The sequence below is a fragment of the Streptomyces spinosus genome, from assembly GCF_020400655.1.
GTDB classification, from domain to species: Bacteria; Actinomycetota; Actinomycetes; order Streptomycetales; family Streptomycetaceae; genus Streptomyces; species Streptomyces argyrophylli.
The window spans coordinates 34,229-60,808 of the sequence record NZ_JAINRC010000011.1 but is presented as its reverse complement, the minus strand read 5'-3'; the positions used below and the strand labels follow the sequence as shown (position 1 = coordinate 60,808).

General features: G+C 73.3%; 28 protein-coding genes and 1 pseudogene. 17 read left to right on the top strand and 12 right to left on the bottom strand.

Annotated elements, in window-relative coordinates; all coding sequences use genetic code 11:
• Positions 1-37 precede the first annotated feature (37 nt).
• Complete coding sequence (locus LG395_RS21170) at positions 38-1,279, top strand: geranylgeranyl reductase family protein (RefSeq protein WP_171158766.1); 1,242 nt, start codon at positions 38-40, stop codon at positions 1,277-1,279.
• On the opposite strand, the gene LG395_RS21165 is transcribed toward LG395_RS21170, so the two are convergent.
• Complete coding sequence (locus tag LG395_RS21165; protein ID WP_225810849.1) at positions 1,269-1,718, bottom strand: nitroreductase family deazaflavin-dependent oxidoreductase; 450 nt, start codon at positions 1,716-1,718, stop codon at positions 1,269-1,271. The genes LG395_RS21170 and LG395_RS21165 overlap by 11 nt on opposite strands.
• 146 nt (positions 1,719-1,864) lie before the next feature.
• Here LG395_RS21165 and LG395_RS21160 point away from each other — a divergent pair, with 146 nt between their 5' ends.
• The 3 genes from LG395_RS21160 to LG395_RS21150 all read left to right on the top strand — a co-directional run bounded on the left by LG395_RS21160 (position 1,865) and on the right by LG395_RS21150 (position 5,063).
• Positions 1,865-2,557 carry a TetR/AcrR family transcriptional regulator gene (locus LG395_RS21160; RefSeq protein ID WP_171158768.1) on the top strand — a complete coding sequence of 231 codons (693 nt, stop codon included), beginning with the start codon at positions 1,865-1,867 and terminating at the stop codon, positions 2,555-2,557.
• A 614-nt stretch (positions 2,558-3,171) separates the two neighbouring features.
• Positions 3,172-4,401 carry a sensor histidine kinase gene (locus tag LG395_RS21155; RefSeq protein WP_372463454.1) on the top strand — a complete coding sequence of 410 codons (1,230 nt, stop codon included), beginning with the start codon at positions 3,172-3,174 and terminating at the stop codon, positions 4,399-4,401.
• Positions 4,398-5,063 (top strand): response regulator transcription factor, encoded by a 666-nt coding sequence (locus LG395_RS21150; RefSeq protein ID WP_171158770.1) that lies wholly within the window; start codon positions 4,398-4,400, stop codon positions 5,061-5,063. Before LG395_RS21155 ends, LG395_RS21150 begins: the two co-directional genes overlap by 4 nt.
• Here LG395_RS21150 and LG395_RS21145 read toward each other — a convergent pair.
• Together LG395_RS21145 and LG395_RS21140 are read right to left on the bottom strand one after the other, a co-directional pair.
• Positions 5,024-5,308 (bottom strand): DUF6332 family protein, encoded by a 285-nt coding sequence (locus LG395_RS21145; RefSeq protein ID WP_171158771.1) that lies wholly within the window; start codon positions 5,306-5,308, stop codon positions 5,024-5,026. The genes LG395_RS21150 and LG395_RS21145 overlap by 40 nt on opposite strands.
• 89 nt (positions 5,309-5,397) lie before the next feature.
• Positions 5,398-6,924, bottom strand: a complete 1,527-nt coding sequence (locus LG395_RS21140) for an MFS transporter (RefSeq protein WP_225810847.1) — start codon at positions 6,922-6,924, stop codon at positions 5,398-5,400.
• 86 nt (positions 6,925-7,010) lie between these two features.
• On the opposite strand from LG395_RS21140, the gene LG395_RS21135 reads away from it, so the two are divergent.
• The gene (locus LG395_RS21135; RefSeq protein WP_171158773.1) at positions 7,011-7,412 is read left to right on the top strand and encodes a MarR family winged helix-turn-helix transcriptional regulator; all 402 of its coding nucleotides are present in this window, start codon (positions 7,011-7,013) and stop codon (positions 7,410-7,412) included.
• Between the two features lie 150 nt (positions 7,413-7,562).
• On the opposite strand, the gene LG395_RS21130 is transcribed toward LG395_RS21135, so the two are convergent.
• Positions 7,563-8,891: a C1 family peptidase gene (locus LG395_RS21130; RefSeq protein ID WP_171158774.1), complete on the bottom strand. Its 1,329-nt coding sequence runs from the start codon at positions 8,889-8,891 to the stop codon at positions 7,563-7,565.
• Positions 8,892-9,154: 263 nt separating this feature from the next.
• Between LG395_RS21130 and LG395_RS21125 the strand changes: the two genes are divergently transcribed.
• Positions 9,155-9,550 carry a luciferase domain-containing protein gene (locus tag LG395_RS21125; RefSeq protein ID WP_225810846.1) on the top strand — a complete coding sequence of 132 codons (396 nt, stop codon included), beginning with the start codon at positions 9,155-9,157 and terminating at the stop codon, positions 9,548-9,550.
• Between the two features lie 111 nt (positions 9,551-9,661).
• Here LG395_RS21125 and LG395_RS21120 read toward each other — a convergent pair whose 3' ends face one another.
• The gene (locus LG395_RS21120) at positions 9,662-10,795 is read right to left on the bottom strand and encodes a methyltransferase (protein WP_225811005.1); all 1,134 of its coding nucleotides are present in this window, start codon (positions 10,793-10,795) and stop codon (positions 9,662-9,664) included.
• A 67-nt stretch (positions 10,796-10,862) separates the two neighbouring features.
• On the opposite strand from LG395_RS21120, the gene LG395_RS21115 reads away from it, so the two are divergent.
• A complete protein-coding gene (locus LG395_RS21115) occupies positions 10,863-11,513 on the top strand; it encodes an alpha-ketoglutarate-dependent dioxygenase AlkB family protein (protein WP_171158776.1) in 651 nt (216 codons plus the stop codon).
• 49 nt (positions 11,514-11,562) lie between these two features.
• The gene (locus tag LG395_RS21110; protein ID WP_225810845.1) at positions 11,563-12,801 is read left to right on the top strand and encodes an ROK family protein; all 1,239 of its coding nucleotides are present in this window, start codon (positions 11,563-11,565) and stop codon (positions 12,799-12,801) included.
• 71 nt (positions 12,802-12,872) lie between these two features.
• Here LG395_RS21110 and LG395_RS21105 read toward each other — a convergent pair whose 3' ends face one another.
• From LG395_RS21105 to LG395_RS21095, 3 genes are read right to left on the bottom strand one after another with little or no spacing between them, the layout of a single operon-like run.
• The gene (locus tag LG395_RS21105) at positions 12,873-13,784 is read right to left on the bottom strand and encodes a phosphotriesterase family protein (protein ID WP_225810844.1); all 912 of its coding nucleotides are present in this window, start codon (positions 13,782-13,784) and stop codon (positions 12,873-12,875) included.
• Positions 13,781-14,365, bottom strand: coding sequence for a DUF4865 family protein (locus tag LG395_RS21100; RefSeq protein ID WP_171158779.1), 585 nt, complete (start codon positions 14,363-14,365; stop codon positions 13,781-13,783). The genes LG395_RS21105 and LG395_RS21100 overlap by 4 nt, the downstream gene beginning before the upstream one ends.
• Positions 14,366-14,401: 36 nt before the next feature.
• Entirely contained in the window at positions 14,402-15,022 is a 621-nt protein-coding gene (locus LG395_RS21095; RefSeq protein ID WP_225810843.1) for a TetR/AcrR family transcriptional regulator, read from the bottom strand.
• A gap of 166 nt (positions 15,023-15,188) precedes the next feature.
• Between LG395_RS21095 and LG395_RS21090 the strand changes: the two genes are divergently transcribed.
• Entirely contained in the window at positions 15,189-15,482 is a 294-nt protein-coding gene (locus tag LG395_RS21090) for an SHOCT domain-containing protein (RefSeq protein ID WP_225810842.1), read from the top strand.
• Between the two features lie 490 nt (positions 15,483-15,972).
• Here the strand turns inward: LG395_RS21090 and LG395_RS21085 are convergent.
• Together LG395_RS21085 and LG395_RS21080 are read right to left on the bottom strand one after the other, a co-directional pair.
• Positions 15,973-16,503, bottom strand: a pseudogene (locus tag LG395_RS21085) (ATP-binding protein); the annotation flags it as partial.
• 323 nt (positions 16,504-16,826) lie between these two features.
• Positions 16,827-17,150: a hypothetical protein gene (locus LG395_RS21080; protein ID WP_171158782.1), complete on the bottom strand. Its 324-nt coding sequence runs from the start codon at positions 17,148-17,150 to the stop codon at positions 16,827-16,829.
• Positions 17,151-17,455: 305 nt separating this feature from the next.
• Here LG395_RS21080 and cds1 point away from each other — a divergent pair, with 305 nt between their 5' ends.
• The 8 genes from cds1 to LG395_RS21040 all read left to right on the top strand — a co-directional run bounded on the left by cds1 (position 17,456) and on the right by LG395_RS21040 (position 25,143).
• Positions 17,456-18,580 (top strand): L-cysteine desulfhydrase Cds1, encoded by a 1,125-nt coding sequence (gene cds1, locus LG395_RS21075; protein ID WP_225810841.1) that lies wholly within the window; start codon positions 17,456-17,458, stop codon positions 18,578-18,580.
• Positions 18,581-18,811: 231 nt separating this feature from the next.
• Positions 18,812-20,017, top strand: a complete 1,206-nt coding sequence (locus LG395_RS21070; RefSeq protein ID WP_171158784.1) for an ATP-binding protein — start codon at positions 18,812-18,814, stop codon at positions 20,015-20,017.
• The gene (locus tag LG395_RS21065; protein ID WP_171158785.1) at positions 20,014-20,415 is read left to right on the top strand and encodes a roadblock/LC7 domain-containing protein; all 402 of its coding nucleotides are present in this window, start codon (positions 20,014-20,016) and stop codon (positions 20,413-20,415) included. Before LG395_RS21070 ends, LG395_RS21065 begins: the two co-directional genes overlap by 4 nt.
• The gene (locus tag LG395_RS21060) at positions 20,412-20,786 is read left to right on the top strand and encodes a DUF742 domain-containing protein (protein ID WP_171158786.1); all 375 of its coding nucleotides are present in this window, start codon (positions 20,412-20,414) and stop codon (positions 20,784-20,786) included. The genes LG395_RS21065 and LG395_RS21060 overlap by 4 nt, the downstream gene beginning before the upstream one ends.
• Positions 20,761-21,363 carry a GTP-binding protein gene (locus LG395_RS21055; protein ID WP_171158787.1) on the top strand — a complete coding sequence of 201 codons (603 nt, stop codon included), beginning with the start codon at positions 20,761-20,763 and terminating at the stop codon, positions 21,361-21,363. The genes LG395_RS21060 and LG395_RS21055 overlap by 26 nt, the downstream gene beginning before the upstream one ends.
• 187 nt (positions 21,364-21,550) lie before the next feature.
• The gene (locus LG395_RS21050) at positions 21,551-22,909 is read left to right on the top strand and encodes a cytochrome P450 family protein (RefSeq protein ID WP_372463453.1); all 1,359 of its coding nucleotides are present in this window, start codon (positions 21,551-21,553) and stop codon (positions 22,907-22,909) included.
• 104 nt (positions 22,910-23,013) lie between these two features.
• Complete coding sequence (locus LG395_RS21045; protein WP_171158788.1) at positions 23,014-24,276, top strand: cytochrome P450; 1,263 nt, start codon at positions 23,014-23,016, stop codon at positions 24,274-24,276.
• Between the two features lie 78 nt (positions 24,277-24,354).
• Complete coding sequence (locus tag LG395_RS21040) at positions 24,355-25,143, top strand: enoyl-CoA hydratase/isomerase family protein (protein WP_171158789.1); 789 nt, start codon at positions 24,355-24,357, stop codon at positions 25,141-25,143.
• Here LG395_RS21040 and LG395_RS21035 read toward each other — a convergent pair whose 3' ends face one another.
• Together LG395_RS21035 and LG395_RS21030 are read right to left on the bottom strand one after the other, a co-directional pair.
• Positions 25,144-25,617 (bottom strand): SRPBCC family protein, encoded by a 474-nt coding sequence (locus tag LG395_RS21035; protein ID WP_171158790.1) that lies wholly within the window; start codon positions 25,615-25,617, stop codon positions 25,144-25,146.
• A gap of 83 nt (positions 25,618-25,700) precedes the next feature.
• Entirely contained in the window at positions 25,701-26,534 is an 834-nt protein-coding gene (locus tag LG395_RS21030; RefSeq protein WP_225810840.1) for a DeoR/GlpR family DNA-binding transcription regulator, read from the bottom strand.
• Between the last annotated feature and the right edge of the window lie 46 nt (positions 26,535-26,580).

Genomic DNA, 26,580 nt, shown 5'->3' with positions numbered 1-26,580 from the left:
ACACTCGGCAACGGCTTGATCGGAGCGGTAGACCATCGTGAGCGGCGAGAACTCTTCGGCGGACGACGTGCAGCGGGTCTGGGACGTCGTCGTGGTGGGCGCGGGCCCCGCGGGCGCCTCGGCCGCCTACGCGGCGGCGGTCGCGGGACGGCGCGTGCTGTTGCTGGAGAAGGCCGAGTTGCCCCGCTACAAGACGTGCGGCGGCGGCATCATCGGCCCCTCGCGCGACGCGCTGCCGCCCGGCTTCGAGCTGCCCTTCCAGGACAGGGTGCACGCGGTCACCTTCTCCAACAACGGCCGCTTCACCCGCACCCGGCGCTCCAAGCAGATGCTGTTCGGGCTGATCAACCGCCCGGAGTTCGACCAGCAGCTGGTCGAACACGCCCAGAAGGCGGGCGCCGAGCTGCGTACGGGCGTCACCGTGCAGCGGGTCGAGCAGCACGGCTCGGCGGTGCCGGACCGGCGCACGGTCGCCGTCGTCCTCCAGGGCGGGGAGACGGTGCTGGCCCGCGCGGTCGTCGGCGCCGACGGCAGCGCCAGCCGGATAGGAGCCCACGTCGGTGTGAAGCTCGACCAGGTCGACCTCGGCCTGGAGGCGGAGATCCCGGTCCCGGAGACGGTCGCCGAGGACTGGAAGGGCCGGGTCCTCATCGACTGGGGCCCGATGCCGGGCAGTTACGGCTGGGTCTTCCCGAAGGGCGACACGCTGACGGTCGGCGTGATCTCCGCGCGCGGTCAGGGTGCCGCCACCAAGCGGTACCTGGAGGACTTCATCGCCCGGCTGGGCCTCGCCGGCTTCGAGCCCGCCATCTCCTCCGGGCACCTGACCCGCTGCCGCGCCGACGACTCCCCGCTGTCCCGTGGCCGGGTGCTGGTCTGCGGCGACGCGGCCGGTCTGCTGGAGCCGTGGACCCGCGAGGGTATCTCCTTCGCGCTGCGCTCGGGCCGGCTGGCGGGGGAGTGGGCGGTCCGGATCGCCGAGGCGCACGACGCCGTCGACGCCCGCCGCCAGGCCCTGAACTACGCGTTCGCCATCAAGGCGGGGCTCGGCGTCGAGATGAGCGTCGGCAAGCGGATGCTCGCGGTGTTCGAGAAGCGCCCCGGTCTCTTCCACGCGGCCCTCACCGGGTTCCGCCCCGCCTGGCGGGCGTTCCGGGACATCACCCAGGGCTCGACCTCGCTGGGCGAGCTGGTCCGCTCCCACCCGATCGCCCAGCGCGCGCTGGCCGCGTTCGACCGGAACCAGGCCGCCCCGGCGGAGGAGCCCGTCAGTTCGTGACGGTGATGCGGAAGACCGGGTGGTCGGGGGCGATCCGGCGCAGCTCCGCATCGGAGGAGTCGGGGCCGACGCCGTTGAAGAAGACCCCGACCTCCGCCTTCCAGCGCTTGAGGTAGGCCCGCAGCAGCGGGACCTTGTCGTCGTCGGCGACCTCGGTCGCGGTGAAGACGTCCACGTTCTTGCCGAGCCGCAGTTCGCCGCCGCCGGCCGCGCGCATGTTCCGGGTCCACTGGACGTGGCCGCGCGGGGCGAGCAGGTACTGCTGCCCGTCCACCGTCAGCAGGTTGACCGGCGTGGTGCGCCACTGCCCGCTCTTGCGCCCCCGCACCGCGAGGACCCGGGAGCCCCAGATGCTGATGCCTCGCCGGGTGAGCCAGGAGACGGCCCGGTTGAAGACGTTGACGGTGAACCAGCCCGGCTGGACGACATGCGTCGACATGGAGACCCCCACGGTTTGAGAGAGCGGTGCTCTCGGCTGACTCCAGTGTGGAGGAGACGGGTGCTCCAGAGCAAGAGCAGTGCTCTCCTTTTTGGGCATCGCTCTCGTCTGTGTGCGCCGCTCTCTCCGCATGGCACACTGCTGGCATGACCACCGCACAGGGCGCCCGCGCGCGGGCCAGGCAGGAAGTCACCGCGGCCATCAAGGAGGCGGCACGCAGACAGCTGGCGGCGGAGGGCGCGGCCAAGCTCTCCCTGCGGGCCGTGGCCCGCGAGCTGGGCATGGTCTCGTCGGCCCTGTACCGCTACTTCCCCAGCCGGGACGAGCTGCTGACCGCCCTGATCATCGACGCGTACGACTCCGTCGGCGAGGCGGCCGAGCGGGCCCGGGACGCGGCGGCCGACGCCCCTCCGCCGGACCGCTGGACCGCGGTGTGCGAGGCGGTACGCGACTGGGCGCTCGCCCATCCGCACGAGTACGCGCTGATCTACGGCTCGCCCGTGCCCGGCTACTCCGCACCCGAGACCACCGTCCCGGCCGCGGCCCGCGTCGGCATGGTCTTCATCGGCATCGTGCGGGACGCCCACGAAGGTGCGGGCCTCGGCCCGCTCTCCCTCCCGGCCGGCCTGCGTCCCGAGGGCGCGCGCATGGCCGCCGACTTCGCCCCCGGCGTGCCACCGGAGGCCGCGGTGGCGCTGGTGGCGGCCTGGGCCCAGCTGTTCGGACTGATCGGATTCGAGCTGTTCGGCCAGTTCAACCGGGTGGTGGAGGACCGGGAGACGTTCTTCCGCCACGCGGCCGGCCGACTGGCGGAGGGGGTGGGACTGGGGCGGCGCTGAGGGGGCGTTGCCTGCCCGGGGACGGCTCACAGCGGGATGCCCTGCCGGGCGGGCCACGGTTCGGCTACGGCTGCGGCTGCCCCTGCCGCCGAGACGCTCGACGTGTGGCTGCCCGGTGCCGGCCCGCGTCCGCCGCGTACCACCCCGGCCCGGTGACGTACGGGGGCCCGGCGTGGCGGTGCGGCGGTGTGGCGGCGCGGCGGTCCGCCGGTGTCGGGGTGCGGGGGTCGCCTCGTGCCGGCGTCGGGGGTGCGGAGGTTCGACCCGTGCCGGCGTCCGGGGGGATGCCGTCCGGCCGCACCGCCGAGACGCTCGACGTGTGGCTGCCCGGTGCCGGCCCACGTCCGCCGCGTACCACCCCGGCCCGGCGGAGTACGGGGGCCCGGCGCGGCGGCGCGGCGGCGCGGCGGTGCGGCGGTCCGCCGGCGCCGGGGGTGCGGGGGGGTCGCCTCGTGCCGGCGGCGGGGGTGCGGGGGTTCGCCCCGTGCCGGCGTCCGGGGGGATTCCGTCCGGCCGCGCCCCGCGTCGCCCCGGCGTCCTGCGCCGCGTACTCCCCGGGGAGTACTCCTGATCACCTCGCCCGGCCGACGCCGTCCGGCACGCCGGCGTCTAGCGTGGCCCGTATGGACGAGCAGCAGGGCGGCGGCCCCCCGCACCGGTGGCGGTACGGGCCGCCGGGGTGGAACCGCCCGGACCGCGCCGAGGCGCACCGCTCCCGGCTGCCCTGGCGTTCCACCGTGCTCATCACCGCGTTCGTGCTGGCCGGCAGCAACGTCGCCGCGCACGCCCAGCCGGACCGGGTGCCGCTCGACGGTTACGCGCGCCTGCTGCTGCTCGCCGCCTCGGCCCCGCTGCTGTGGCGTCACCGCCACCCGGTGGCGGTGGCGTACGGGACGGCCGCGGCGGCCCTGGCCTATCTGGCCCTCGGCTACCCCTACGGGCCGGTCCTCCTCACCGTCGCGGTCGGCTGCTTCGGCGCGGTCGTCGCCGGGCACCGGCGGGCGGCCTGGACCGCCGTGGCCCTGCTGTGGGCGGGACACGCCCTGGTCGTGCTCTGGCTGTACCGATGGCTGCCGCCCGCCGGGGACCGGGGCGCGGGCATCGGCCAGGAGACCGTCGTCGCCACGTGGGTGCTGGCCGTCGTCGCCCTCGCCGAACTGGCCCGGGTGCGGCGCGAACAGTGGGCGCGCGAGCGCGCGGACCGCGCCGAGGCGGCACGGCGGCGCGCGGACGAGGAGAGGCTGCGCATCGCCCGCGAACTGCACGACGTCCTCGCCCACAGCATCTCCGTCATCAACGTCCAGGCGAGCACGGGACTCGCGCTGCTGGACGGCGATCCCGAGCAGGCGCGGGCCGCGCTCACCACCATCAAGGCCACCAGCAAGGAGGCGCTCGGCGAGGTGCGCCAGATCCTCGGCACGCTGCGCGCCCCGGGCGCCGCGCCGCGCGCTCCCGCTCCCGGCCTGGACCGGCTGCCGGAACTGGTCGGGCAGGCCGCGGCGGCCGGTCTGACCGTCGAGACCGAGGGCGACCCGCCCCGGCTGCCGCCCGGTGCGGACCTGGCCGCCTTCCGCATCGTGCAGGAGGCCCTCACCAACGTCGTACGCCACTCCGGATCGCGGCACGCGCGCGTGTGCTTCTCCCACGCCGACGGCGTCCTGCGGCTGCGGATCGACGACGACGGACCGGCGACCGGCGCGGACGCCGGGGGCGGCGGCAACGGGCTGGCCGGCATGCGCGAGCGGGCCGCCGCGCTGGGTGGCACCATCGAGGCGGGCACGCGCCCCGACGGCGGCTTCCGGGTGCTCGCCGTCCTGCCGTCGCACCTCGGGGAGGACGAGTGATCCGGGTACTGCTCGCCGACGACCAGTCGCTGGTGCGCGCCGGCTTCCGGGCGCTGCTCGACGCCCAGCCGGACGTCGAGGTGGTCGGTGAGGCGGCCGACGGCGAGGAGGCGCTGCGCCGGGTGCGCGAACTGCGGCCGGACGTCGTGCTCATGGACATCCGGATGCCACTGCTGGACGGTCTGGCCGCGACCCGGCGGCTCACCTCCGACCCGCAGGCGGCGGACGTGAAGGTGGTCATGCTCACCACCTTCGAACTGGACGAGTACGTCTTCGAGGCGATTCGCGCGGGTGCCTCCGGCTTCCTGGTGAAGGACACCGAGCCGGACGAACTCCTGCGTGCCGTACGCGCGGTGGTCGAGGGGGACGCCCTGCTGTCGCCGGGTGTCACGCGCCGACTGATCGCCGAGTTCGCGGCGCGTTCCAAGCAGCCCGCGGCCGCGGACGCGCTCGCCCGGCTCACCGAGCGGGAGCGGGAGGTGATGGCACTGGTGGGCATCGGCCTGTCCAACGAGGAGATCGCCCGCCGGCTGGTGGTCAGCCCGCTCACGGCCAAGACGCACGTGAGCCGGACCATGGTGAAGCTGGGCGCCCGGGACCGCGCCCAACTCGTCGTCCTCGCCTACGAGTCGGGGCTGGTACGGCCCGGCTGGCTGGGCTGAGCCGTCCGGCGGAAGCGCACCAGCACGCTGACCACCCGGGCGACGAACACGACCGCCGCGACCGTCGTGCCGAGCCGCAGCAGGACCTTCGACGCGAGGCCGGGCAGGTCGAAGAGGAGCGCGGGCCCGGCCACGGCCCCGAACAGCACCGCCGCGGCGAACGCGGCGCTGACGAACGCGTAACCGGTCTCCACCGCCGCCGCGTCCCGCTCCGCCTTGTTCCGCCGGCCCCCGTCCGCATGCATCCCGTCAGTTTCACAGGCGTGCGCCCGGCGGGGCAAGCGGTCCCCGCCGGGCGCACGCGCGAAGGCGTCCCCCTCTTTCCCGGTTCCGCCTAGTCGCGGACCGGTACGCGATCCGCGTCGGCCTCGGTCACGGTGTCCGACTCGGTCACGGTGTCCGCCCCGGTCACGGTGGACCTGGCGACCACGACCGACCGTCCCCGGCGGGTACGGCGCATCCCGGTGAGCGACAGCAGCAGTCCCACGACGGCCATGGCCGCGACCACGACCAGCCCGGGGCGGTAGCTGTCCAGGACGGCCTGCGGGGTGGCCTTCGCGGGAGCGTGCGCGGTCACCACCGCGGTCACGACGGCCAGGAAGAGCGCGCCGCCCACCTGCACCGAGGTGTTCAGCAGACCGGAGACCATGCCCTGCTCGTGCTCGTCCACGCCGTTGGTGGCCTGCACGTTGAGGGACGGGAAGGTCAGCGCGAAGCCCGAGCCGACCAGCAGCATGGTCGGCAGGATCACGGCCGCGTAGACCGGGTGCAGGTCGACGCGCAGGAACAGCGCGTATCCGGCCGCCAGCAGGACGAAGCCGAGCACGATCAGCCGCGCGGTGCCGAACCGGTCGATGACGGCGCCGACCTTGGTCGCGGAGAGCGCCACGAGCGCGCCCGCCGGCAGGAACGCCAGCGCCGTGTGCAGGGCCGACCAGCCGAGCACCTGCTGCATGTAGAGCGTGACCAGGAACTGGAACCCCGTGTAGCTGCCGACGAACGTCAACGCGCCCAGCTGGGCCCGGACCTGCGGGCCGGAGCGCAGTACTCCGAGCCGGATCAGCGGGCTCGGGCTGCGCAGCTCGACGAGCACGAAGGCGACGAGCATGACGGCCACGGCGACGAAGGACAGCAGTGTCCGGGCCGAGGCCCAGCCGGCACCGGGCGCCTCGACGACGGTGAACACCAGCAGGAGCATCGAGGCGGTGCCGAGGACGGCCCCCGGGACGTCGTAGCCGCCGTGGCCGCGTTCGCGCTCGCTGCGCGGCAGCAGCCTCATGCCCACGAGCAGGGCGAGGAGCGCGACGGGGGCGGGCAGCAGCATGGTGAACCGCCAGCTGGCCTCGGTGAGCAGCCCGGAGAAGACGAGGCCCATGGAGTAGCCGGCGGCGGCGCAGGTGGTGTAGATCGACAGGGCCCGGTTGCGCAGCGGGCCCTCCGGGAACGTGGTGGTGATGATCGACAGGCCCGCCGGTGCCGTGAAGGCCGCGCTCAGGCCCTTGACGAAGCGGCTGGCGATCAGCAGCGGCCCGGAGTCCACGAGTCCGCCGAGCAGCGAGGCCAGTGCGAAGACGCCGAGCGCCACCAGGAACACCTGACGCCGGCCGAGCAGGTCGGCGGTCCGGCCGCCGAGGAGGAGCAGGCCGCCGTAACCGAGGATGTAGCCGCTGACGACCCACTGCAGGGTCGACGTGGTGAGGCCGAGGTCCGAGCCGATGGACGGCAGTGCGACGCCGACCATCGACACGTCCAGTGCGTCGAGGAACATCGCGGCGCACAGCACCAGCAGGGTGCCCCACAGTCTGGGTGTCCAGCGGACCGCCGGGGACGGGACCGCGGAGGTGGTGAGCGGAGAGGTCATGCCGCGTACACTTACATGCACATGCATGAGATGCAAGCGCATTTAATGACGGTGCAATAAAAGCGTCGTTCTGCTACGGTGCGCTCATGGCGGCGAAGAAGCAGCCCGAACAGGCGCTCGTGGAGCGGTGGCGGGACATCCTCGCCCTGCACGCCCGCACCCAGTGCGAAGTGGACCGGGCGCTGCACGGGCACGGACTGTGCGCGAGTGACTTCGAGGTCCTCGACCTGCTGGCCGAGGGCGCGGCGGCGGACGGCGGCCCCGCCCACCGGGTGCAGGAGATCTCCGACCGGGTCCACCTCAGCCAGAGCGCGCTGTCCCGGCTCATCGGCCGGCTGGAGAAGGACGGCCTGGTCGAGCGGGCCATGTGTCCGGAGGACCGGCGCGGGGTGCGGGTGGCCCTCACGGCGAAGGGGCGCGCGCTGCACGGCGAGGTACGGCCGGTGCAGCGCGCGGTGCTGGCGAGGATGCTGGCCCAGACGGACTGACGGGTCTCGGCGGCGGCCGGTGCCGGCAAGGGGCCGTCGGGGCCGTCGGGCGGGAGGCGACCGCAGGACATCCGTGAGGCGCTGCCGCTGGTCGCCCGCCGGCGCCGACGGCACCGGCGGGCGGTGGGGCGGCGGACCCCGCCACCGCGCTCAGTGCGCCAGGGCCCCCATGGGGTCCCAGGCGGGGAGGACGATCGGCGGCTGGTCGAGAGCGGCGGCCAGCTCCGGCGGGAGCGCGGAGCGGCGTACGGCGATCTCGAAGACGTGCTCGCCGAACCACGAGTCGTTCATGGTCCAGAAGCCCTTGTCGGCCTTCGCCTCCCCCCAGCTGTTCTCCACCCGCCAGCGGCGCGGGCTCCCGTCCACCACGTCGACGCCGGTGAACAGCATCGCGTGCGTCATCTGCGTGTCGTGGTGCAGCAGCCGGCCGGCCTTGTCCAGGGTGAACGGGGCGTCGTAGACGGCCGCGTAGTCGAAGAGCGCGGCGTCCCAGACGCCGGCGTCCGCGCGCATCATCTTGGCCACGTCGCAGCCGAACCACACCGGCTCGCCGCCGACGACCGCCTCCATGGCCAGCCGCTTGAGCAGCTCCACCGGGGCGTTGAGGTAGACCACCGGCGGGGCGTCCACGACATTGCCCAGGTACTCGACGGTGAACGTGCGGCCGACCGGGCTCGACTCCCGCGGATCGTGCACCAGGCAGACGTACTCGTCCAGCGGGAGATCGACGTACGCGGCGGCGAACTCGGCCGGGGTCAGCCAGCCGTCGCGGTGGAACTCCTTGTTCCTGTCCTCCCACTGCCACAGGAACCGCTGCGGAGGCGTGCCGAGATGGATGCTGAGCACCCGGTGGACCGCGGCCAGCACCTCCCGCTTGTGCCCCCGCTGGGCCTCCACCCCTTCGGCGGCCAGCGCGCGCAGGTCGCGGGCGCCCTGGCGGAGCAGGGTCTGCAGGGCCCGGTTCATCGCCCGGGTCGAGGAGGAACTGTCGGTCTCCGGCATGGCCGACTTGGGGACCAGGCCGTGCTTGGCGACCAGGGCGACGAACATGTTCCACTGGCCGCCGTCACCGATCGGATCCGCCAGCAGGTGCGCCACCGTTCGGTCGTCCACGTCCCGGTCCGAGGTCTCGACGACGGCCTCCAGGAAGTGGTTGGCCCGCTCGAACTTGTCCCACCACAGCAGGTAGTTCTGGGAGAACTCGAAGTCCTTCACGCCCAGCTTCCGCGCGGCGCCGACCCTGAGCAGGTTGAGCCCCGCGAACATCCAGCAACGGCCGCTCTGCTTCTGGTCGGTGACCTTCCAGTCGTCCAGGTGGTGGGAGACCGAGTGGTCGATACCGGTGAGTATCCGCCGGTCGAGGGCGACGTCGTCGACCGGCGTCTGGGTGACCGCGTTCTGCATCAGCCGGTTCACCGGGCGCGCTGCGAACTCCTTCTCGAACAGCTCCAGTTCGTCCGGCGTCAGGCCGCGCTCCATGGGTCGGCGGGAGTCATCGTTTCCGAAGGTCACAGCGGTCTGCCTCCAGGTGCCAGGGTTTCGTGACAGGAGCGCGCCCTCACCGTCGCACGGCGGTTCGGCCGCAGTCAACGGAGTGTCGAAGCACAGAGCCCGCCATCCGTGGCGCCGGCCTGTTCGACACCTGGATTCCTGTGCGCATTCATGAACGCCCGGCGGAAACAGGTCGGTTAATGCTTGCTCACGAGCTGGTTGCGCAGGGGTGAGCGCGTCATGATGGGCCCATGACGTTGGCCTCGCGCGCGCTCGCGCAACTGGCGACCTGGCCGGACCTGAGACAGGCCGTCCCGAGCTGCGGTCTGGGACAGGCGGTGCGGTCGGCCCAGGGGGAGATCGCGCACTTCCACTCCGAGCGTGACGTGGATCTGCGGCTCACCGACCGGGCCGTCCGGCGGTTCGCCAAGGACCTGAAGGGCTCGGACGCCATCAGGGTCGTGCCCGGCTCGCAGTGGGTGACCCTGCGCCTGGACGCCGCGAGCGACGTCGACCTGCTGCTGACGCTGGTCAGCGTGGCGCTCCAGGCCCAGCAGACGTGGCCCGATCCGGCGGACCGGGCGGTCGCGGGCTGCAACGACCAGCGCGGCGCGGGGTTCGTGAAGACCGACCTCGGCGGTTTCTGAGGCCGGGCCGGTGGCCGGTCAGGCCGGGGCCGGCTCGGACCGTCAGCACCCGGACACCCGCCTTCCTCTCCCGGACCGGCGGCCGACCCGGCCCGGCTCCCGGCAGCGCGCCTAACCCCTCTTGACCGCCCTGAGCACCACGAACTTCGGCTCGGACGCCACCAGTTCACTGTTGCCGAACAGCCGCCGCAGCTTCACGTGGTACCCCAGGTGCCGGTTCCCGATCACCCACAGCTCGCCCCCCGGCCGCAGCGAGCGCAGCGCTCCCGTGAACATCCGCCACGCCACCGCGTCCGTGGTCGCCTGGTGGGAGTGGAACGGCGGGTTGTTCAGGACCAGGTCCACACTGCCGGGCGCCACCCCGGCCAGTCCGTCCCCGACCCGGAACTCGGCGTGTCCCGGCACCCCGTTCGCCTTGTACGTCGCCTCGGCCGAGGCCACCGCCTGGTACGACTCGTCCACGAACAGCACCTCGGCCCCCGGATCGGCCAGCGCCACCGCCGTACCGACCACGCCGTTGCCGCAGCCGAGGTCCACCACGCGTCCGGCGCCGGGGCCGGGCAGGTGCCGGAGGAAGAAGCGGGTGCCGATGTCCAGCCGCTCGGCGCAGAACACGCCCGCGTGGTTGACCACCGTGCGCCCCGAGACCGCGCCGACGCCGTCCGGCAGGGCGTAGCTGTACGGCCACGGGTTCGCGGGCCGCTCCAGCGCCGGGTCCGGAGTGCAGAAGATCAGCCGGGCCTTCTGCCGGGCCAGGGAGGTCCGGGTCGGGCCGAGGATCCGCTCGAACAGCCGGAGCGTCGAGGTGTGGATCTCCTTCACCATCCCGGTGCCGACCACGACCGTGCCCGCGTGCACGGCGGGCGCCAGCCGCAGCAGCTGGTCCTCCAGCAGTGCCAGGCTCTTCGGCACCCGCACCAGCAGGACGTCCACCCGCTCCGGGGGCGGGTCCTGCGTGGTGAGCAGCCGTACGGCACCGGGCTCCACGCCCGCCCGCGCCAGGTTCGCCCGGGTCGCCTCCTGGCCGAGGAAGGAGTCGGTGATCTGCGTCGGCCGGTGCTCCGCCAGCGCGGTCACCAGCGCGCCCCACCGGTCCCCGAGCACCACGACCGCGCCCGAGAGCGGTACCTTCTCCTCCGCGAGGTGGCGCAGCAGGTACGCGTCGGAGGCGTCCCAGGCGCGCAGCGGGTCGCGGGGGTCCTCGGGGAAGCGGGTCAGCTCGACCTCGCCCCACGGTGTCGTCATACGGTCGCTCATCGTGCGTCCAGGCTAGCGGAGCCGCAGATCAGAGGGCATGGGGCAGGATGGGGGCATGGAGGACGAGCTGTTCGGCCGGGAGCGCGCGGAGGTCGCTCCGGGCGCCGTGCACGTCCCGGACTGGCTGGACGGCGAACGCCAGCGCGCCCTGCTCGCCGCCTGCCGGGACTGGGCCCGGCCCCCCGCCGGACTGCGCACGGTCCGCACACCGGGCGGCGGCACGATGACCGCGCGCCAGGTCTGCCTGGGCTGGCACTGGTACCCGTACGCCTACGCCCGCACCGTCGTCGACGGCGACGGCAGCCCCGTGAAACCGTTCCCGGACTGGCTCGACGCGCTGGGCCGCCGCGCCGTGGCAGACGCGCTCGGCCCGGACGCCGTGCCGGCCACGCCGTACGACATCGCGCTGGTCAACTTCTACGACGGTGACGCCCGCATGGGCATGCACCGCGACGGCGACGAGAAGACGGACGCGCCCGTGGTCTCGCTGAGCCTCGGCGACACCTGCGTCTTCCGCTTCGGCAACACGAGGACGCGCGGGAAGCCGTACACCGACGTGGAACTGCGCAGCGGCGACCTGTTCGTCTTCGGCGGCCCGTCCCGGTTCGCCCACCACGGCGTGCCACGCGTCCGGCCCGGCACGGCCCCGGCCTGGCTGGGCCTCGACGGACGGCTGAACATCACCCTGCGGGTCAGCGGCCTGTAGCCGGCGGGCGCGGGCCGCCCGGAGTGCGGATCATGGGAGACTCGCCCTCATGAGCGGCAAGGCGGATCCCCGGGCAGCGGGGGAGAGGACCACCTCGAGGGCGCGGCTGGACCGCGGGCGCGGGGCACTCGGGCCGGCGCTGGAACTGGTGCACACCGGAAGGGCGCCCACCCGCGCCGTGCTCACCGCCGAACTCGGCGTCACCCGGGCGACGGCCGGCGCGGTCGCCGCCGAGCTGGAGGCGCTGGGCCTGATCCGCGTGGACGCCCGGCCCGGCTCCGCGGCCGGTTCCCAGGGGCGCCCCTCGCACCGGCTGGAGGTCGCCGAGGACGGCCCGGTCGCACTCGCGGCGCAGATCCACGCCGACGGCTTCCGGGCCGCGCTGGTCGGTCTCGGCGGACGGATCGTGGCGACCGCGCCCGGCTGCGAGACCGTCGACGCCGACCCGGCGAAGGTGCTCGGCTCCGTGGTCGAGGCGGGCGCGGAACTGCTGCGCAGCACCGGCCGGCGCTGTGTCGGCGCCGGACTCGCCGTGCCGTCCGCCGTCGCCGAACCCGCCGGCCTGGCCCTCAACCCCCTGCACCTGGCCTGGCCCGCGGGCGCCCCCGTCCGGGAGATCTTCGCGGAACGCGTGCGCGCCGCGGGCATCGGCGGACCCGCGTTCGCGGGCAACGACGTCAACCTCGCCGCACTCGCCGAGCACCGGCACGGCGCCGGCCGGGGCGCGCGGGACCTGCTGTGCGTCGCCACCGGACACCGGGGCGTCGGCGGCGCGCTCGTCCTGGACGGCCGTCTGCACACGGGCAGTTCGGGGCTGGCGCTGGAGGTCGGCCACCTCACGGTCAATCCCGAGGGCCGCCCCTGCCACTGCGGCAGCCGGGGCTGCCTGGACGTCGAGGCGGACCCGCTCGCCCTGCTCATGGAGGCGGGCCGGGAGCCCGGTCCCGAGGTGTCGCTGGTCCAGCAGGCAGGCGACCTGCTGCGCACCCAGTACGACGACCCGGCCGTCCGCAGGGCCGCCGAGGTCCTCATCGACCGTCTCGGCCTCGGCCTGGCCGGCCTGGTCAACATCCTCAACCCGGACCGCATCATCCTCGGCGGTCTGCACCGCACCTTGCTGGACGCGGACCCCGGCCGGCTGCGCGCGGTGGTCGCCGCCCGCAGCCTGTGGGGCCAGAGCGGTGGCGTCCCCATCCTGCCGTGCACCCTGGACCACAACAGCCTGGTCGGCGCGGCGGAACTCGCCTGGCAGCCGGTGCTGGACGATCCACTGGAGGCACTGGCCTAGCTAGGGCCCCTCGTTCGGATCATGCCGGGCTCATCAGGAGTGGGGAACCACCGGATCGGGTCACGGCCCGCTCAGCTCCAGTCGGTCCCGAACGCCCGTCCCGGGTGCTCCGTGAGGACGCGGTCCACCAGATCCGCCCCCACCGCCTGGACCAGCCGCTGCCGTACCCGGCGCAGCAGGTACGGCATCCCGGGTCCCCCGTCGACCGAGCGGGCCCCGGCGGTCACCGTGTCGCCGCCGAGCAGCAGCCTGTCCCCGAACCCGGCCTCCGCCAGGGCCCGTACGGCCTCCGGCATCCGCCAGTCGGTGGCGTGGTGGGCACGGGACGGGCCGTCGAAGGCCAGCCAGCAGCCCGACGCGGCGGCCTCCCGGTGGGTCACCGGGTCGGGGGAGCGGTTCAGGTGCCCCAGGATCACCCGCTCGGCCGGCACGCCGGACTCACCGCACAGCAGGTCCAGGACGTCCAGGGCGCCGGTGCCCAGCTCCAGGTGCACGGCGATGGGGGCGCCGGTGGCGTGGTGCGCCTCGGCCGCCGCCGCCATGGTCCGGCGGGCATGCGCGTCGAGGCCGTGGAAACCGCCCGCCACCTTGATGAGGCCGGCCCGCACACCGGTCGTGCCGATGCCCTCGGTGAGTTCGGAGACGAACAGTTCGGCGAGCCGTCCGCCGCGCAGCCGGTCGAGCACCCCGGGGTCGTAGTGTGCCGCCTGGTGCAGTCCGGTGGCGCAGACGATCCGCACCCCGGTCGCGCGGGACAGCTCCGGCAGATCCCCCGCCCGCCGACCCATGCCGTGCGGCGTCCACTGCGCGACGGCCGCTCCGCCCGCCGCGCGGAAGGCCGCCGGCTCCGACCGCGCGGCGGCGAGGTCGTCCAGCTCCTGGCCCGGCAGTCGCGGGCTGCGCAGGAACAGGTGGTCGTGCGCGTCGCACACGCCGAGTTCCTCGGCGGGGATGTCGCCGAGGACCGTGCGGACGCGGGTCACCACTGCCGTCCGCGCGGGAGCCGGCCCCGGCCGGGTGCGGACAGGTGCAGCACCTCGAAGACGTCCCCGTCGGCCTCGGGCGCCTCGTGTTCCCAGAGGGAGAAGTGCACCAGCTCCCAGGCGTGGGTGTCCACGGCCGCCGCCGCGAGCACAGCGCCGTCCCGCGCCGCCAGCCGCTCGGTCTCGGCCGCCGCGTCCGCCATGAAGGACGCCAGGCGCACGCCGTCCGGCACCCGTTGGCGCCGGCGCAGGGCGAAGGCCGGCGCGGAGGCGGCGGCGGTGCCCTCCTCGAAGGCCAGGCCGGTCCACTGCCGGACCGCGGGCCGCCCGAAGTCGTCGACCGGTCCCTGGAAGGCTCCGCCCCACAGGAAGCTGTTCATGCCCTCCAGGGTGTTCCAGAGGTAGAACGGGCCGTACTGGTTCACCGGCGAGCCGTTCACACCGCGTTCGCGCATCACGTAGGTCTTGACGCCCAGGCCGTCCCAGTCGTCCAGGAGGTGCCCGACACGGGCGACACGGGAGCGGATGGCCCCCATGTCGTAGTCGGCGGGCAGAGTGAACTCGTACTGCATGGCGTGCATCGGGATTCCCTTCTCCGGCCGGGAGCCGGCCACTGCTCAGGCGGGATGCCCGGACAGGCGCGCGACCCCGTTCTCCCGCCCGGGGCGAGCGGGTGCCAGCAGGGAGAGCAGGCCGCGTACACCCGCGTCGAAGGCGGCCGGCGATCCGGACGCGCGGGCGAGGACGTAGCCGCCCTGCACGGTCGCGACGACGGCCGCGGCGATCTCCTCGCCGTCCAGGCCGGGCGCGAACTGCCCCTGCCGCTTGCCCTCTTCGACGACCCCGGCGATCCGCTCGCGGATGGCGGCGATGGTCGCGTCGACCGGCGCGCGCAGTTCGTCGCTCGCGATCACGTCCGGGTCCATGGTCAGCCGGCCGACCGGACAGCCCCGCAGCACGTCACGCTCGCGCAGCAGGTACGCCTCGATGCGCTCGTACGGCGTGCCCGGACCGTCGAGCACGGCCTCGGCGGTGGCCCGCAGTTCGTCGGCGGTGCGCCGGATGGCCGCCAGGGCGAGGTCCGGCTTGCCCTTGAAGTGGTGGTACATGCTGCCCTGGCCGGCCCCGGCGCGCTCCAGGATCGCCTTGGGGCTGGTGCCCACGTACCCGCGCTCCCACAGCAGGGCACGGGTGGACTCGATCAGTCGTTCCGAGGTGTTCACGACGGCACTGTACATACTGGTAGTTACAGAAGTCACCTGTCCGGGGAGCAGGCCGGTGTCACCGCCGTACTCCCCGCGAGGTACGCGCGCTGCCGCCGGCCGCACGACGACCCGGGCCCCCTGCCGCAGGGACCCTCGGGACATCACCCGATGCCACGAACCGACGAGGGAGAGACCCGCGATGCAGAACCTGGCGCACTGGGCCGGCGGCGGACCCGGCCCCTGGATCCTGTTCGTCCCGCTGGTCTGGGCGGCCGTCGTGACCGGCGCCGTGACCGTGCTGCGCCGGGGCGCCCGGCGCGGAGGCGGCGGCCTGTGGCGGCCGGTGGGCGCGGGGCGCCCGGCGGGCGACTCGCCGCTCGCGGTCCTCGGCCGTCGCTTCGCCTCCGGGGAGATCGACGAGGAGGAGTACTGGCGCCGGCTGTCCGTCCTGGAGGAGCAGTTCGGCCGCACCGGGAAGGGCGGCACGGCGTGACCCCGAGGACGGACTGATCACGGCCGGTCGTGCTCCGCGCGTTGGTCCGCCTCGCTTCGGCCCGATGGCCGCCGTGGCGTGGGGGGCGCCGCGGTCACCCGGACACCGAAGCGGGCCGGCCCCTGGGGGGTCGGCCCGTGCCGGCGCCGTGTTCCCGAGCGGAGGCGCGGCGGACCCGTCGCGGACCCGGTGCTCCCCGCCGCGACGCGTGGGCTGGGCGCCGGCGCGGCCGGCCGGGAGCCTCCGCGCGTCAGGAGGGCACGGCCGACCGGGCGGGCGCCGGTGTCCCGGCCGGTGCGGGGGCGGGCCCCACGGCGGGTGCGGGCGCCCCCACCGGCGCCGTGGCCGCGGCGGCGACGGCCGCCGTGTCGACGGCGGGTGCGGTACGGCGCAGAGGCGGGGGCGCGGGACTGGTGAGGGGTGCGGCACTCGCCGGTACAGGGGCTGCCGGGGCCAGGCGGGGCCCCGCCGAACCAGGTGCCCCCGCCGGGACGGCCGCCTCCGCCGGAGCGGTCGCCCTCGTGGGCACGGCGGCCCTCGCCGCGGCCGGCGCCGGAGTGCCCCGTGCCGCTGCGCGCCGCGATCCCGGCGGATGGCTCCGTGCGGTCACCGGGGCCGGGAGCGTGAACCAGACGACCTTGCCGTTCTCGCCGTCCGGGCGGGCACCCCAGCTCTCGCTCACCGCGGCCACCATGGCCAGGCCCCGCCCGCAGGTGGCCAGCGGCGTGACGGCCGTCGCCTCTGTGGCGTCGGCCGTCACCGGAAGACGCGGATCGTGGTCGCGCACCGAGACCGTGAGCCGGTCCGGCAGCAACTCCAGCTCGACGGTGCACGACTTGTCGGGCCGGGCGTGCCGGTGGACGTTGCTGAGCAACTCCGTCACACCGAGCGCGGCCCGGTCTATCAACGGGTCCATATGCCAGTAGCGCAACTGCGCAGATACGATTCTGCGGACCTGGCCGATCCGCGACGGCAGGGCTTGGAGCTCCACCGTGCAGTGCCTGCTTGGGTGACTGATCACGGCTGCGACTCCCCGATGTGAGGTCCGGAGGAACCGGAAGAACACGGAGAACAACGGATCCAGCAGGGTGCTTGCGTCCAAACGTCCGCCTGCTGTCGTGGCCGGCGGGCTGGTTCGCAGCGTTATCGCCGGTAAACCCAGAGTGACGTGAGACCAGCGTGGCGCAGCGAATGCGCTGCCGCAACTCGCCGCGACCGGCCGCCGCTCGGCGTAGCCGGTCGACCGTCGCCGGGCGTGTGCGACCGGCCACCGCACGGTGCGTGCGACCCGCCGCCGCCCGGCGTGTGCGACCGTTCCGCCGCCTGCCGTGCGGGGCGCGCTCCTCAGCCGCCGCGTCCCGCCGCCCGGCGGACCGCCTCGACGAACCGCCGTGCCGCGGGCGGTCCTGGCCGGCCCGGTGCGGGGTCGCGCGCGCCCAACGTCAGCAGGTACCGCGTGCCGTTGACGTCGGCGAGCGCCCGGTCGTCCGGTACGAACCACGGCTTGGACGCGCGTACCGCCTGCACCGGCGCGCTGTCGATCTCGCTGCCGTAGCTGGTGAGCAACTGCAGCCTGCCCTCGCTGATCCGGACCTGCCCGGCCCGGGTGAGCGAGCGCAGGCGTTTGCCGATGCGCACGCCGGTGGCCGTGAACTCCGGTTCCGCCATGTCTGGCCGCCCCCTCGCGGTGTTCCCGTGGTTCCCTGTTGCGCCCCCGTTCGGGACGGTGGTCCCGTCGCGTGCAGTCTGCCCCTGCTCGGCGCGCAGCACCAGTGCGCGCGGGGCGTGCGCGGCAGCCGCCCGGAGCACTCGCGCCCATGCGCCCCCCGCTGGCTCGCTCATCCGTGCCCCAGTGCGTCTTTGGGTGGCTCAAAGATGCGTTTATGCAGGTGGGAAGCAGTGTGAAAGGTGCCTATGCTCGATCTGCCGGCCCGCGCGAGGCGCTGTCGGCGAGCAGCGTAAGGAGCCCCGCCGTGAGCACCACTCCCCAGATCAGCACCGGCGCCACCCTCGACGTCGACCGCAGCGATCCCGCCTACCGTGACTGGCTGAAAGAGGCCGTCCGCAAGGTTCAGGCCGACGCGAACCGATCGGCGGACACGCACCTGTTGCGCTTCCCGCTGCCCGAGCGGTGGGGTATCGACCTCTACCTCAAGGACGAATCCACCCATCCCACCGGCAGCCTCAAGCACCGGCTCGCCCGTTCCCTGTTCCTGTACGGCCTCTGCAACGGCTGGATCCGCCCCGGCCGCCCGGTGATCGAGGCCTCCAGCGGTTCCACGGCGGTCTCCGAGGCCTACTTCGCCAAGCTGATCGGCGTGCCCTTCATCGCGGTCATGCCGCGCACGACGAGCGCGGAGAAGATCCGCCTGATCGAGTTCCACGGCGGACGGTGTCACTTCGTGGACGATCCCCGGAAGATGTACGAGGAGTCCGCACGCCTGGCGGTGGAGACCGGTGGTCACTACATGGACCAGTTCACCTACGCCGAACGCGCGACGGACTGGCGCGGCAACAACAACATCGCCGAGTCGATCTTCCGTCAGCTGCGGCTGGAGCGGTTCCCGGAGCCGGCCTGGATCGTCGCCACGGCGGGCACCGGCGGCACCTCCGCGACCCTCGCGCGCTACGTCCACTACATGCAGTACGACACCCGCATCTGCGTCGCCGACCCGGACAACTCCTGCTTCTTCGAGGGCTGGACGGCCGCCGACCCGGACGTCACCTGCGACTGCGGCTCCCGGATCGAGGGCATCGGCCGGCCGCGCATGGAGCCGAGTTTCGTGCCCGGCGCGATCGACCGGATGATGAAGGTGCCGGACGCGGCCAGCGTCGCCGCCGTACGGGCCCTGGAGGCGGCCATCGGCCGGAAGGCGGGCGGCTCGACGGGCACCGGCCTGTGGAGCGCGCTCAGGATCGTCGCCGAGATGGTGGCCGCGGGGCGTACGGGCAGCGTCGTCACGCTGCTGTGCGATCCGGGCGACCGGTACCTGGACAAGTACTACTCGGACGCGTGGCTCGCGGCGCATGGCCTGGACACCGCGCCGTACACCGCGGCGGTGGAGACGTTCCTGGCCACGGGCGTGTGGCCGGACTGAGTCGTCCCGCTCCCCGGGCAGCCGGCGCGGGTCAAAGGGGTTGCGGGGTTGTGAGGGTTTGGTGACGTCTCAATTGGGGCCCTCGGAAAGCCGGTTGGATCTAAGCGGCTGATAAGATCATCCCACTTTTCAGTGGACTGACGGCGTGTCATGAACGCGTCTGGGGGACAGTCTCGAAGGCACCGTCGCGCCGTTCACGTTCCCGGCGCGATGCGACTTGAAGAGAGTCTCATGACGTCATTGACTCAGGATCCACTGCTGTGGGTCTTGTTGGTGGTGCTCGTCGCCGCGGTCGTCGCGGTGATGCGAGCCCGGAGAACCAATATGGCGCTCCGAAGAACGAAGAAGGACCTGGAGGCAGGACTCGGCGAGGCCCGCGGCGATGTCGGAGAGCTCCACGCGCACATCGCCACGCTGACCGCCCAGCACCAGCGCGACCTCGCGGACGTCCGGGCGGACGCCGAGGCGGCGACCAAGGCGGTGCTCAAGTCCGCGATGGGAACGCTCCAGTCGCTCGCGGAGGAGCAGCAGGTACTCCTCGACAGCCTGCTGAAGAAGTACGGCGACACCACCGAGATCCTGGCCGACCTGATGACGGTCGACCACACCGGCAGCCAGTTCGGCCGCCGGGCCAAGGGCATCTCCGTGCTGTGCGGCGGCTGGCTGGGCCGGCGGGAGGGCGTCGCCACGGTCTACGACGTCGCGCGCAGCGCCCAGGGCCGGATCAAGGACTTCAACCGGGTCAGCGTCCACTCGCAGGTGAACGTCTCCCTCGTCGGCAAGGCCGTCGAGCCGGTGGCCGTCGTGCTGGCCGAGCTGCTGGACAACGCGACGAACTACAGCGCGCCCGGCACCCCGGTCGAGGTCAACATCCAGACCGTGCCGACCGGTGTGTGCTTCATCGTCGACGACGCCGGGCTCGGCATGGACCAGGAGACCAAGGACCGGGCTGCGGCCCTGCTGTCGGTCGACGGTCCGGTCGACATCACCGGTCTCGGCGATCCGCCGCGGTTCGGCTTCGCCGTGTGCGGCATGCTCGCCGCCCGCTACGGCTTCGCCGTCTCCGTCGGTTCCGTGTCCCCCTACGGCGGAGTGCGTGCAGTGATCCGTGTGCCCGAAAGTCTCCTCGCACCCGACGCGCCCGCCCCCGCGGCCGACGCCCAGGACGTCACGGGCCCGGAGGCGGCCCCCCAGCGGCTGGCGCCGGTCCCGGTGGTGGGGCCCACCCACGTGGTCGGGACGACCTCGGGAGGTCTGCCCAAACGCCGCCGGCGCAGCGGCCCCGTCACGGTCGTCCCGGCACTCGACGCCCCCGCCGGTCAGGAGGTCACGCCCGAGCCCGTCAGCGAGGTGACGGCGTCCCGGCTCGGCGCGTTCGCGCGCGGAACCCAGCTCGGGCGCACCACGAACACCACGGAAGGACCTGACAACAAGTGAACATCGACCTGTCCTGGGTGCTGAACGACGTGCTCGAGGTACGCGGAGCCCGGCACGCGATCCTCGTCTCGGGCGACGGCCTGCTGCTGCAGCGCTCGGACGACATCGGGCGGGACGACGCCGAGACGAACGCCGCCGCGATGAGCTCCATGCAGTCGCTGAGCCGGGCCGTCGCGGGGTTCGTGGGAGCGGGACACGGGATCTGGAAGCAGACGCTGCTGGAGTACGACGGCGGCTGGATCTTCCTGATCGCCGCCGGCCAGGGCTCCTACCTCGCCGTCTCCGCCGCGCTGGACGTCGACATGGAGGCCATGTCGTTCCGCATGCAGAAGACGGTCACGAGCCTGAGCAAGGCGATGAGTGTGGCGCCCCGCTCCGACAACGGTGCCGGCGCATGACGACCCCCGGCGAGGAAGCCTCCGTCACCAGCGACTTCGTCCGCTCCTACGTCATCACGGGTGGCCGGACGCTGCCGGACTCGGACGACCTGGCGCTGCACACCCTGGTCACCATCGCTCCCGACCGGACACCCCCGCTGGGAGCCGGCCCCGAGGTGATGGCGATCTGGAAGCTGTGCGCGGGCGGCTACCTGTCGGTCGCCGAAGTGGCCGGCCACCTGGGACTGCCGGTGGGGGTGGCCCGGCTGCTGCTGACCGATTTATTCGAGCAGGGACACCTCCTGCGCCGCGCCGAGCCGCCCCGGGCTCAGAACGTTGACAGAGCGACCCTGGAAAAGGTTCTGAATGGACTCCAATCCCTCATCGGCTGAGACGGCCCCCGGCTCCATCTACGTCTCCAGCGCGGTGACCAACGCTGCCAAGATCCTGGTCGTCGGGCACTTCGCCGTGGGCAAGACGACCTTCATCGGCTCCCTGTCGGAGATCACCCCGCTGCGCACCGAGGAGAAGATGACGCAGGCGTCGCTCCACGTGGACGACCTCAGGGGCGTGGCCGACAAGACCACCACCACCGTGGCCCTGGACTTCGGCCGGCTCACGCTCAGCGACGACCTCGTGCTGTACCTGTTCGGCACCCCCGGACAGCAGCGCTTCATGCAGCTGTGGGAGGACATGGCCCGCGGGGCGCTGGGAGCGCTGCTCCTGGTCGACCCCGCCCGGCTGGAGGAGACGTTCCCCGTCATCGACCTCGTCGAGCGGTACGGCCTGGAGTACGCCATCGCGGTCAACAGCTTCGCGGCGGGCACGGTGTACGAGGAGGCGGAGGTGCGCGAGGCCCTCGACCTGCTCCCGGACACCCCCGTCGTCTACTGCGACGCCCGCGACCGGCAGTCGTCCGCCCACGCGCTGATCGCGCTCGTGCGGCACCTGCTCACCCGGGCCGCCTGACACGGCCGCCCGCGGCAACCCCCGCACGCCCATCCCCCGATCCCAGGCTCAGGCCCTCCGCCCGGGCCCGGGCCCTCCGCCGGGACCACGGCCCGGCACCACCCCCCGGCCCCCGGCCCGGACGGCCCCGGCCCCGGCCGGAACCATCCGCCCGGACCCTCGGCCCGGAGCCAGCAGAAGGAACCCCATGGACCGCCAGTCAGCCCCCGCCCCCGCCGGCGCCAGATGCCCCATGCACGACGCCGCGTTCGCCGCCGATCCGCAGCAGGTCTACGACCGGCTGCGCGCCCACGGCCCGGCCGGACCGGTCGAGCTCGCCCCCGGCGTCGACGCGACCCTGGTCGTCGGCCACGAGATGGCACTGCGCGTGCTGCAGAACTCCACGCTCTTCGCCCGGGACGCCCGCCGGTGGAAGGCGCTCAACGAAGGGCGCGTCGGGCTGGACAGCCCGGTGCTGCCGATGATGGCGTACCGGCCCAACTGCCTGTTCACCGACGGCGCCGTGCACCTGCGGCTGCGCAAGGCCGTCACGGACAGCCTGGCCCGGCTCAACATCACCCGCATCCGCCGTGACGTCGAGCCGATCGCCGACTACCTCATCGACCAGTTCAGCGAGCGCGGCCGGGCCGACCTCCTCAACGACTACGCCAAACTGCTGCCGCTGCTGCTGTTCAACAAGCTCTTCGGCTGCCCGGCGGACATCGGCGACACCCTCACCAGTGCCATGTCGGCGATCTTCGACGGCAAGGACGCCCTGCGCGCCAACGAGGAACTCACCGCCTGCCTGATGGAGCTGATCGCCCTCAAGCGCCGTCAACCCGGTGACGACGTCACCTCCTGGCTGATCCAGCACCCCGCCGGGCTCACCGACGAGGAACTCAAGGACCAGCTGGTCATGCTGATGGGCGCCGGCGTGGAGCCCGAGCGCAACCTCATCGGCAACGCGCTGCTCCTGCTGCTGTCGCCCGACACCAGCGGGCGCGACTCCGGGCTGCTGGTCGAGGAGGCGATCGACGACGTGCTGTGGAACCAGACGCCCATCGCCAACTACGCCACCCACTACCCGGTGCAGGACGTGGACCTCGGGGGAGTGGTGGCCGAGGCCAACACGCCGGTCGTGATCAGCTTCGCCGCGGCCAACAGCGATCCGGCGCTGGCCGAGGCCCGCCAGAAGCGCGGCAAGGGCGCCCACCTGGCCTGGGGGGCCGGTCCGCACGCGTGCCCGGCCAAGGACCCGGCGCAGGTCATCGCCGTCACCGCGATCGAGAAGATCCTCAACGCCCTGCCCGACCTCACCCTGGCCGTCGCCGAGAAGGAGCTGGAATGGCGGCCCGGGCCGTTCCACCGGGCCCTGGTCGCGCTGCCCGTGGCCTTCAGCCCGACCCCGGCCACCCGCATGGTCTCCGCCCTCCGCAGCCGCACCGGCACCGCCGCGGCGGAGCAGCCGCTGCCCACGGTCCCGGCCTCCGCCGCTTCCGCCGGTCGCCACGAGCCGGCCAGGAAGAAGGGATTCTGGAGCAGTTTCCTGGACATTTTCCGCGTCTGATGTGCGGCATGTGACAGGAGCAACACTGACAGGCGCATGACGAAGGAGAGGGGAAGGGTAGGTTCCGGCGGTAACGGTAGCGCCCAGCCACAAAGGAGCTTCGCGTGACCGCCGTTGGCGTCATACGCGGTACCACCCCCGACCGCCGAGTCGTCATCCCCCTCCTTCGCCGCCTGAGGACCGGCGAGGGACTGGCCGACCCCCGCCCCGTCTGGGAGGAGCTGCGCGCACTGGGCGATGTGGTGCCCGCGCCCTGGGGCGGGTACTTCGTGACCGGGTTCGAGGCGTGCAGCCAGGTGCTGCGCGGCAGGAACTGGCTCGTCCCCGACTTCGACTGGCAGGAGCGCCAGCCCGACCCGAGGCGCTGGCGGGAGCCGGCGACGCGGGAGATGACGCGGACCCTCTCCCGCCTCAACCCGCCCGTGCACACCTTCCAGCGGCGCGCCCTGGGCAACCTCTTCGACCGCGGCACCCTGGAGGCCATGCGGCCGAGCATCGCCGGCCACGTCACCCGCCTCCTGGACCGCCTCGCCCTGCAGCTGCGCTCCGGTGGCGAGGCCGACTTCGCCGCCACGGTCGGCGACCGGCTCCCGATCCACACCGTCGGCCAGTGGCTCGCCATCCCGGCCGAGCACTACCCGCGGATCCTGGACTTCACCCACCGCCAGGTCCACGCCCAGGAACTCCTGCCCACCAAGAGCGAACTGGCCGTGTCCGCGCAGGCCACGCTGGAGATGAGGGCCTTCTTCACCCGTCTGATCGCCCACCGGCGCCGGCACCTTGGCAACGATGTCCTCTCCGGCTGGATCCGCTACTGGGACGACCGGTACCCCGACGACCGCGCGGCGGCGGACCAGACGCTCTACGACCTGACGATGTTCATCACCATCGCGTCCCTGGAGACCACCGCCACCCTGCTGACCAACGCGGTGTGGTTCCTCACCCGGGACCCGGCCCTGGCCGACTGGCTGCGCCGGCACCCCGAACACATCGACGCCGCGATCGACGAGGTGCTGCGCTACGACCCGCCCATCCACCTCAACTCCCGGTACGCCGCCGCCGACACCCTCCTCGCCGGCGTCCCCGTCGCCAAGGACACCACCGTCCACGTCCTCTACGGCGCCGCCAACCACGACCCGCGCCGCAACGCGAACCCGCACGTGTTCGACATCGGCCGCAAGGGCGCCCACCTCACCTTCGGCGGCGGGGCCCACTACTGCCTCGGCATGGCCCTCGCCCGGCTGGAGGCCCGCCTGCTCCTCGGCGAGCTGCTGGAACGATTCCCCACCCTGCGGCCGACCGCCGGCCCCACGTATGCGAGCCGGATGGTCTTCCGGCGCGTCACCTCCCTCATGGTGACCGCGTGACCTCCTGGAGGCGAACCTCCCGCACCTGACGACGACCGCCCGAAGCGACGACGACACGACTCCCCCGAAAGCGACGACATGACCGCCCTCCCCCTCACGGCTCTCCCGGCCGGCCCCGTACGGCAGACCCTGCGGACCCACCGGGAGGGCCCGGTCCTCACCATCGAGCTGAACACCCCCGAGCTCGGCAACACCGTCACCGACGCCCTGCTGGACGATCTCCTGGCCGTCCTCCAGGACCAGGACCCGGCGGTCCGCGTGCTCGTCCTCACCGGGAGCGGCGACGACTTCAGCCTCGGCGGGGACCGCGCCGAGTTCGCCCGGCACCTCGCCGACGACCCCACCGGCAGCGGCATCCGGGTCTCGGGAACCAAGGCGCGGCGCGTCTGCGACGCCCTGACCGGGAACCCGGCCGTCACCATCGCCCGCGTCCACGGCAAGGCCATCGGGGCGGGCATGGCCCTGGCACTCGCCTGCGACCTGCGGGTCGGCTCCGAGGACGCGACCTTCCGGCTGCCCGAACTCACCCTCGGGCTCCCCACCGCCTGGGGCGGCCTGCTGCCCCGGCTCATCAACGAGGTGGGCGCCGCCCGCGTCCGCGAACTCGTCCTGACCGGCAGGGCGTTCACCGCGGCGGAAGCCCACTCCCTGTCCATCCTGCAGAAGGTCGTGCCGGCTCACCAGCTGGACGCGGCCGTCGACGCCTGGGCCAGGCCCATCGTCCGCCGCCCCCCGGCGGCGCTGCGCGTCACCAAGACCCTGCTGAACTCCTTCTCGGCCGCCTCCCGGCTGGCCGATGTCTCGGCGCTGGACGCGGAACTGATGGCAGCGGTCGTGTCCGAGGCGCACCACGCCCGCGGCGGCTGATCACCGCCGGGACACGTATCCGTCCAAGGACGTCACCGCGCCGTGGAAGGCACGCCCCAGGCCCGCCCGGCCCAGCGCCAGGGCGAACCGGAACGGTGCCGTCCCGTCGGCGGCGAAGGTCCACTGCACACGCGTGCCGGTGTCCCGGGGTGTCAGGCGCCACTCCTCGGCCAGGGCACGGGCGCCCGGCGCGTTGGTGCTGTCGACGCGGTAGGCGTACACCTCGGGCGCCTCCGCGACGAGCACCGTCTCCGTGAACCGCCCTCCGCCCCAGAGCCGGATCTCCCGCCCGGAGCCGCCGTCGGTGGCCCGGGCGCGCGTCACCGCCGCGAACCACTCGGCCCAGCCGGGCACGTCCTCGGCGAGGGCGCGGAAGACCCGCTCGGGCGGGGCGGAGATGTTCCGCGCGAAGACCATGCGTACGGGGGCGGTCGCGATGAAGCCGGGATCCACCGGGCGCAGACGACGAGCCATGGACGAAACCCCCTCGTGACACTGCCGTAACCGGTTGACCGGACATCGTCAACCGGTTACCCGTCAGCTTAGCTGACGGGATCTCAGACGTCTGTGCCGTCCTCGTCCCCGGGCTCGCCCGCCACCAGCAGCCGCAGGTGCTCGGAGATCTCCACGCGCGCCTCGGCGGGCAGGCCGGCGTCGGTCACCAGCGTGTCGACCTGCTCCAGCGCGGCGAACGAACTCAGACCCACCACACCCCACTTGGTGTGGTCCGCGACCACCACGACCCGGCGCGCGGAATGCACCAGCCGCCGGTTGGTCTCGGCCTCGGCGAGGTTCGGCGTGGACAGGCCGGCCTCCACCGATATCCCGTGCACCCCGAGGAAGAGCAGGTCGAAGTGGAGCGCGGCGATCGCCTGGTCGGCCACCGGCCCCACCAGCGAGTCCGACGGGGTGCGCACCCCGCCGGTCAGCACCACCGTCGCCGACCCCTGCCGCTGCCCCGCGGTGCGCTGCGCCGAGTGGAAGACGTCCGCGACCCGCACCGAGTTCGTCACCACGGTCAGGTCGGGCACCTCCAGCAGGTGCTGCGCGAGCGCGTACGTCGTCGTACCGCCGGACAGCGCGATCGCCGCCCCCGGGCCGACCAGGCGGGCCGCGGCACGCGCGATGTCCTCCTTGGCGGTCAGCTCCAGCCCCGACTTCGCCTCGAACCCCGGCTCGTGCGTGCTCGCCTCGACCACCGGCACCGCGCCGCCGTGCACCTTCTCCAGCACGCCCTGGCGGGCGAGCGCGTCCAGATCGCGGCGCACCGTCATGTCCGAGACACCGAGCTTGCGGGTCAGCTCGTTGACCCGTACCCCGCCCCGGCGCCGGACCTCGTCCACGATCAGGGCGCGGCGCTGCTCCGCGAGGAGGTTCTGATTCTCGCTCACGTACGCTCCGGTCCTTTCGCCGCCATCCGTCCGACACGCCCGGCGC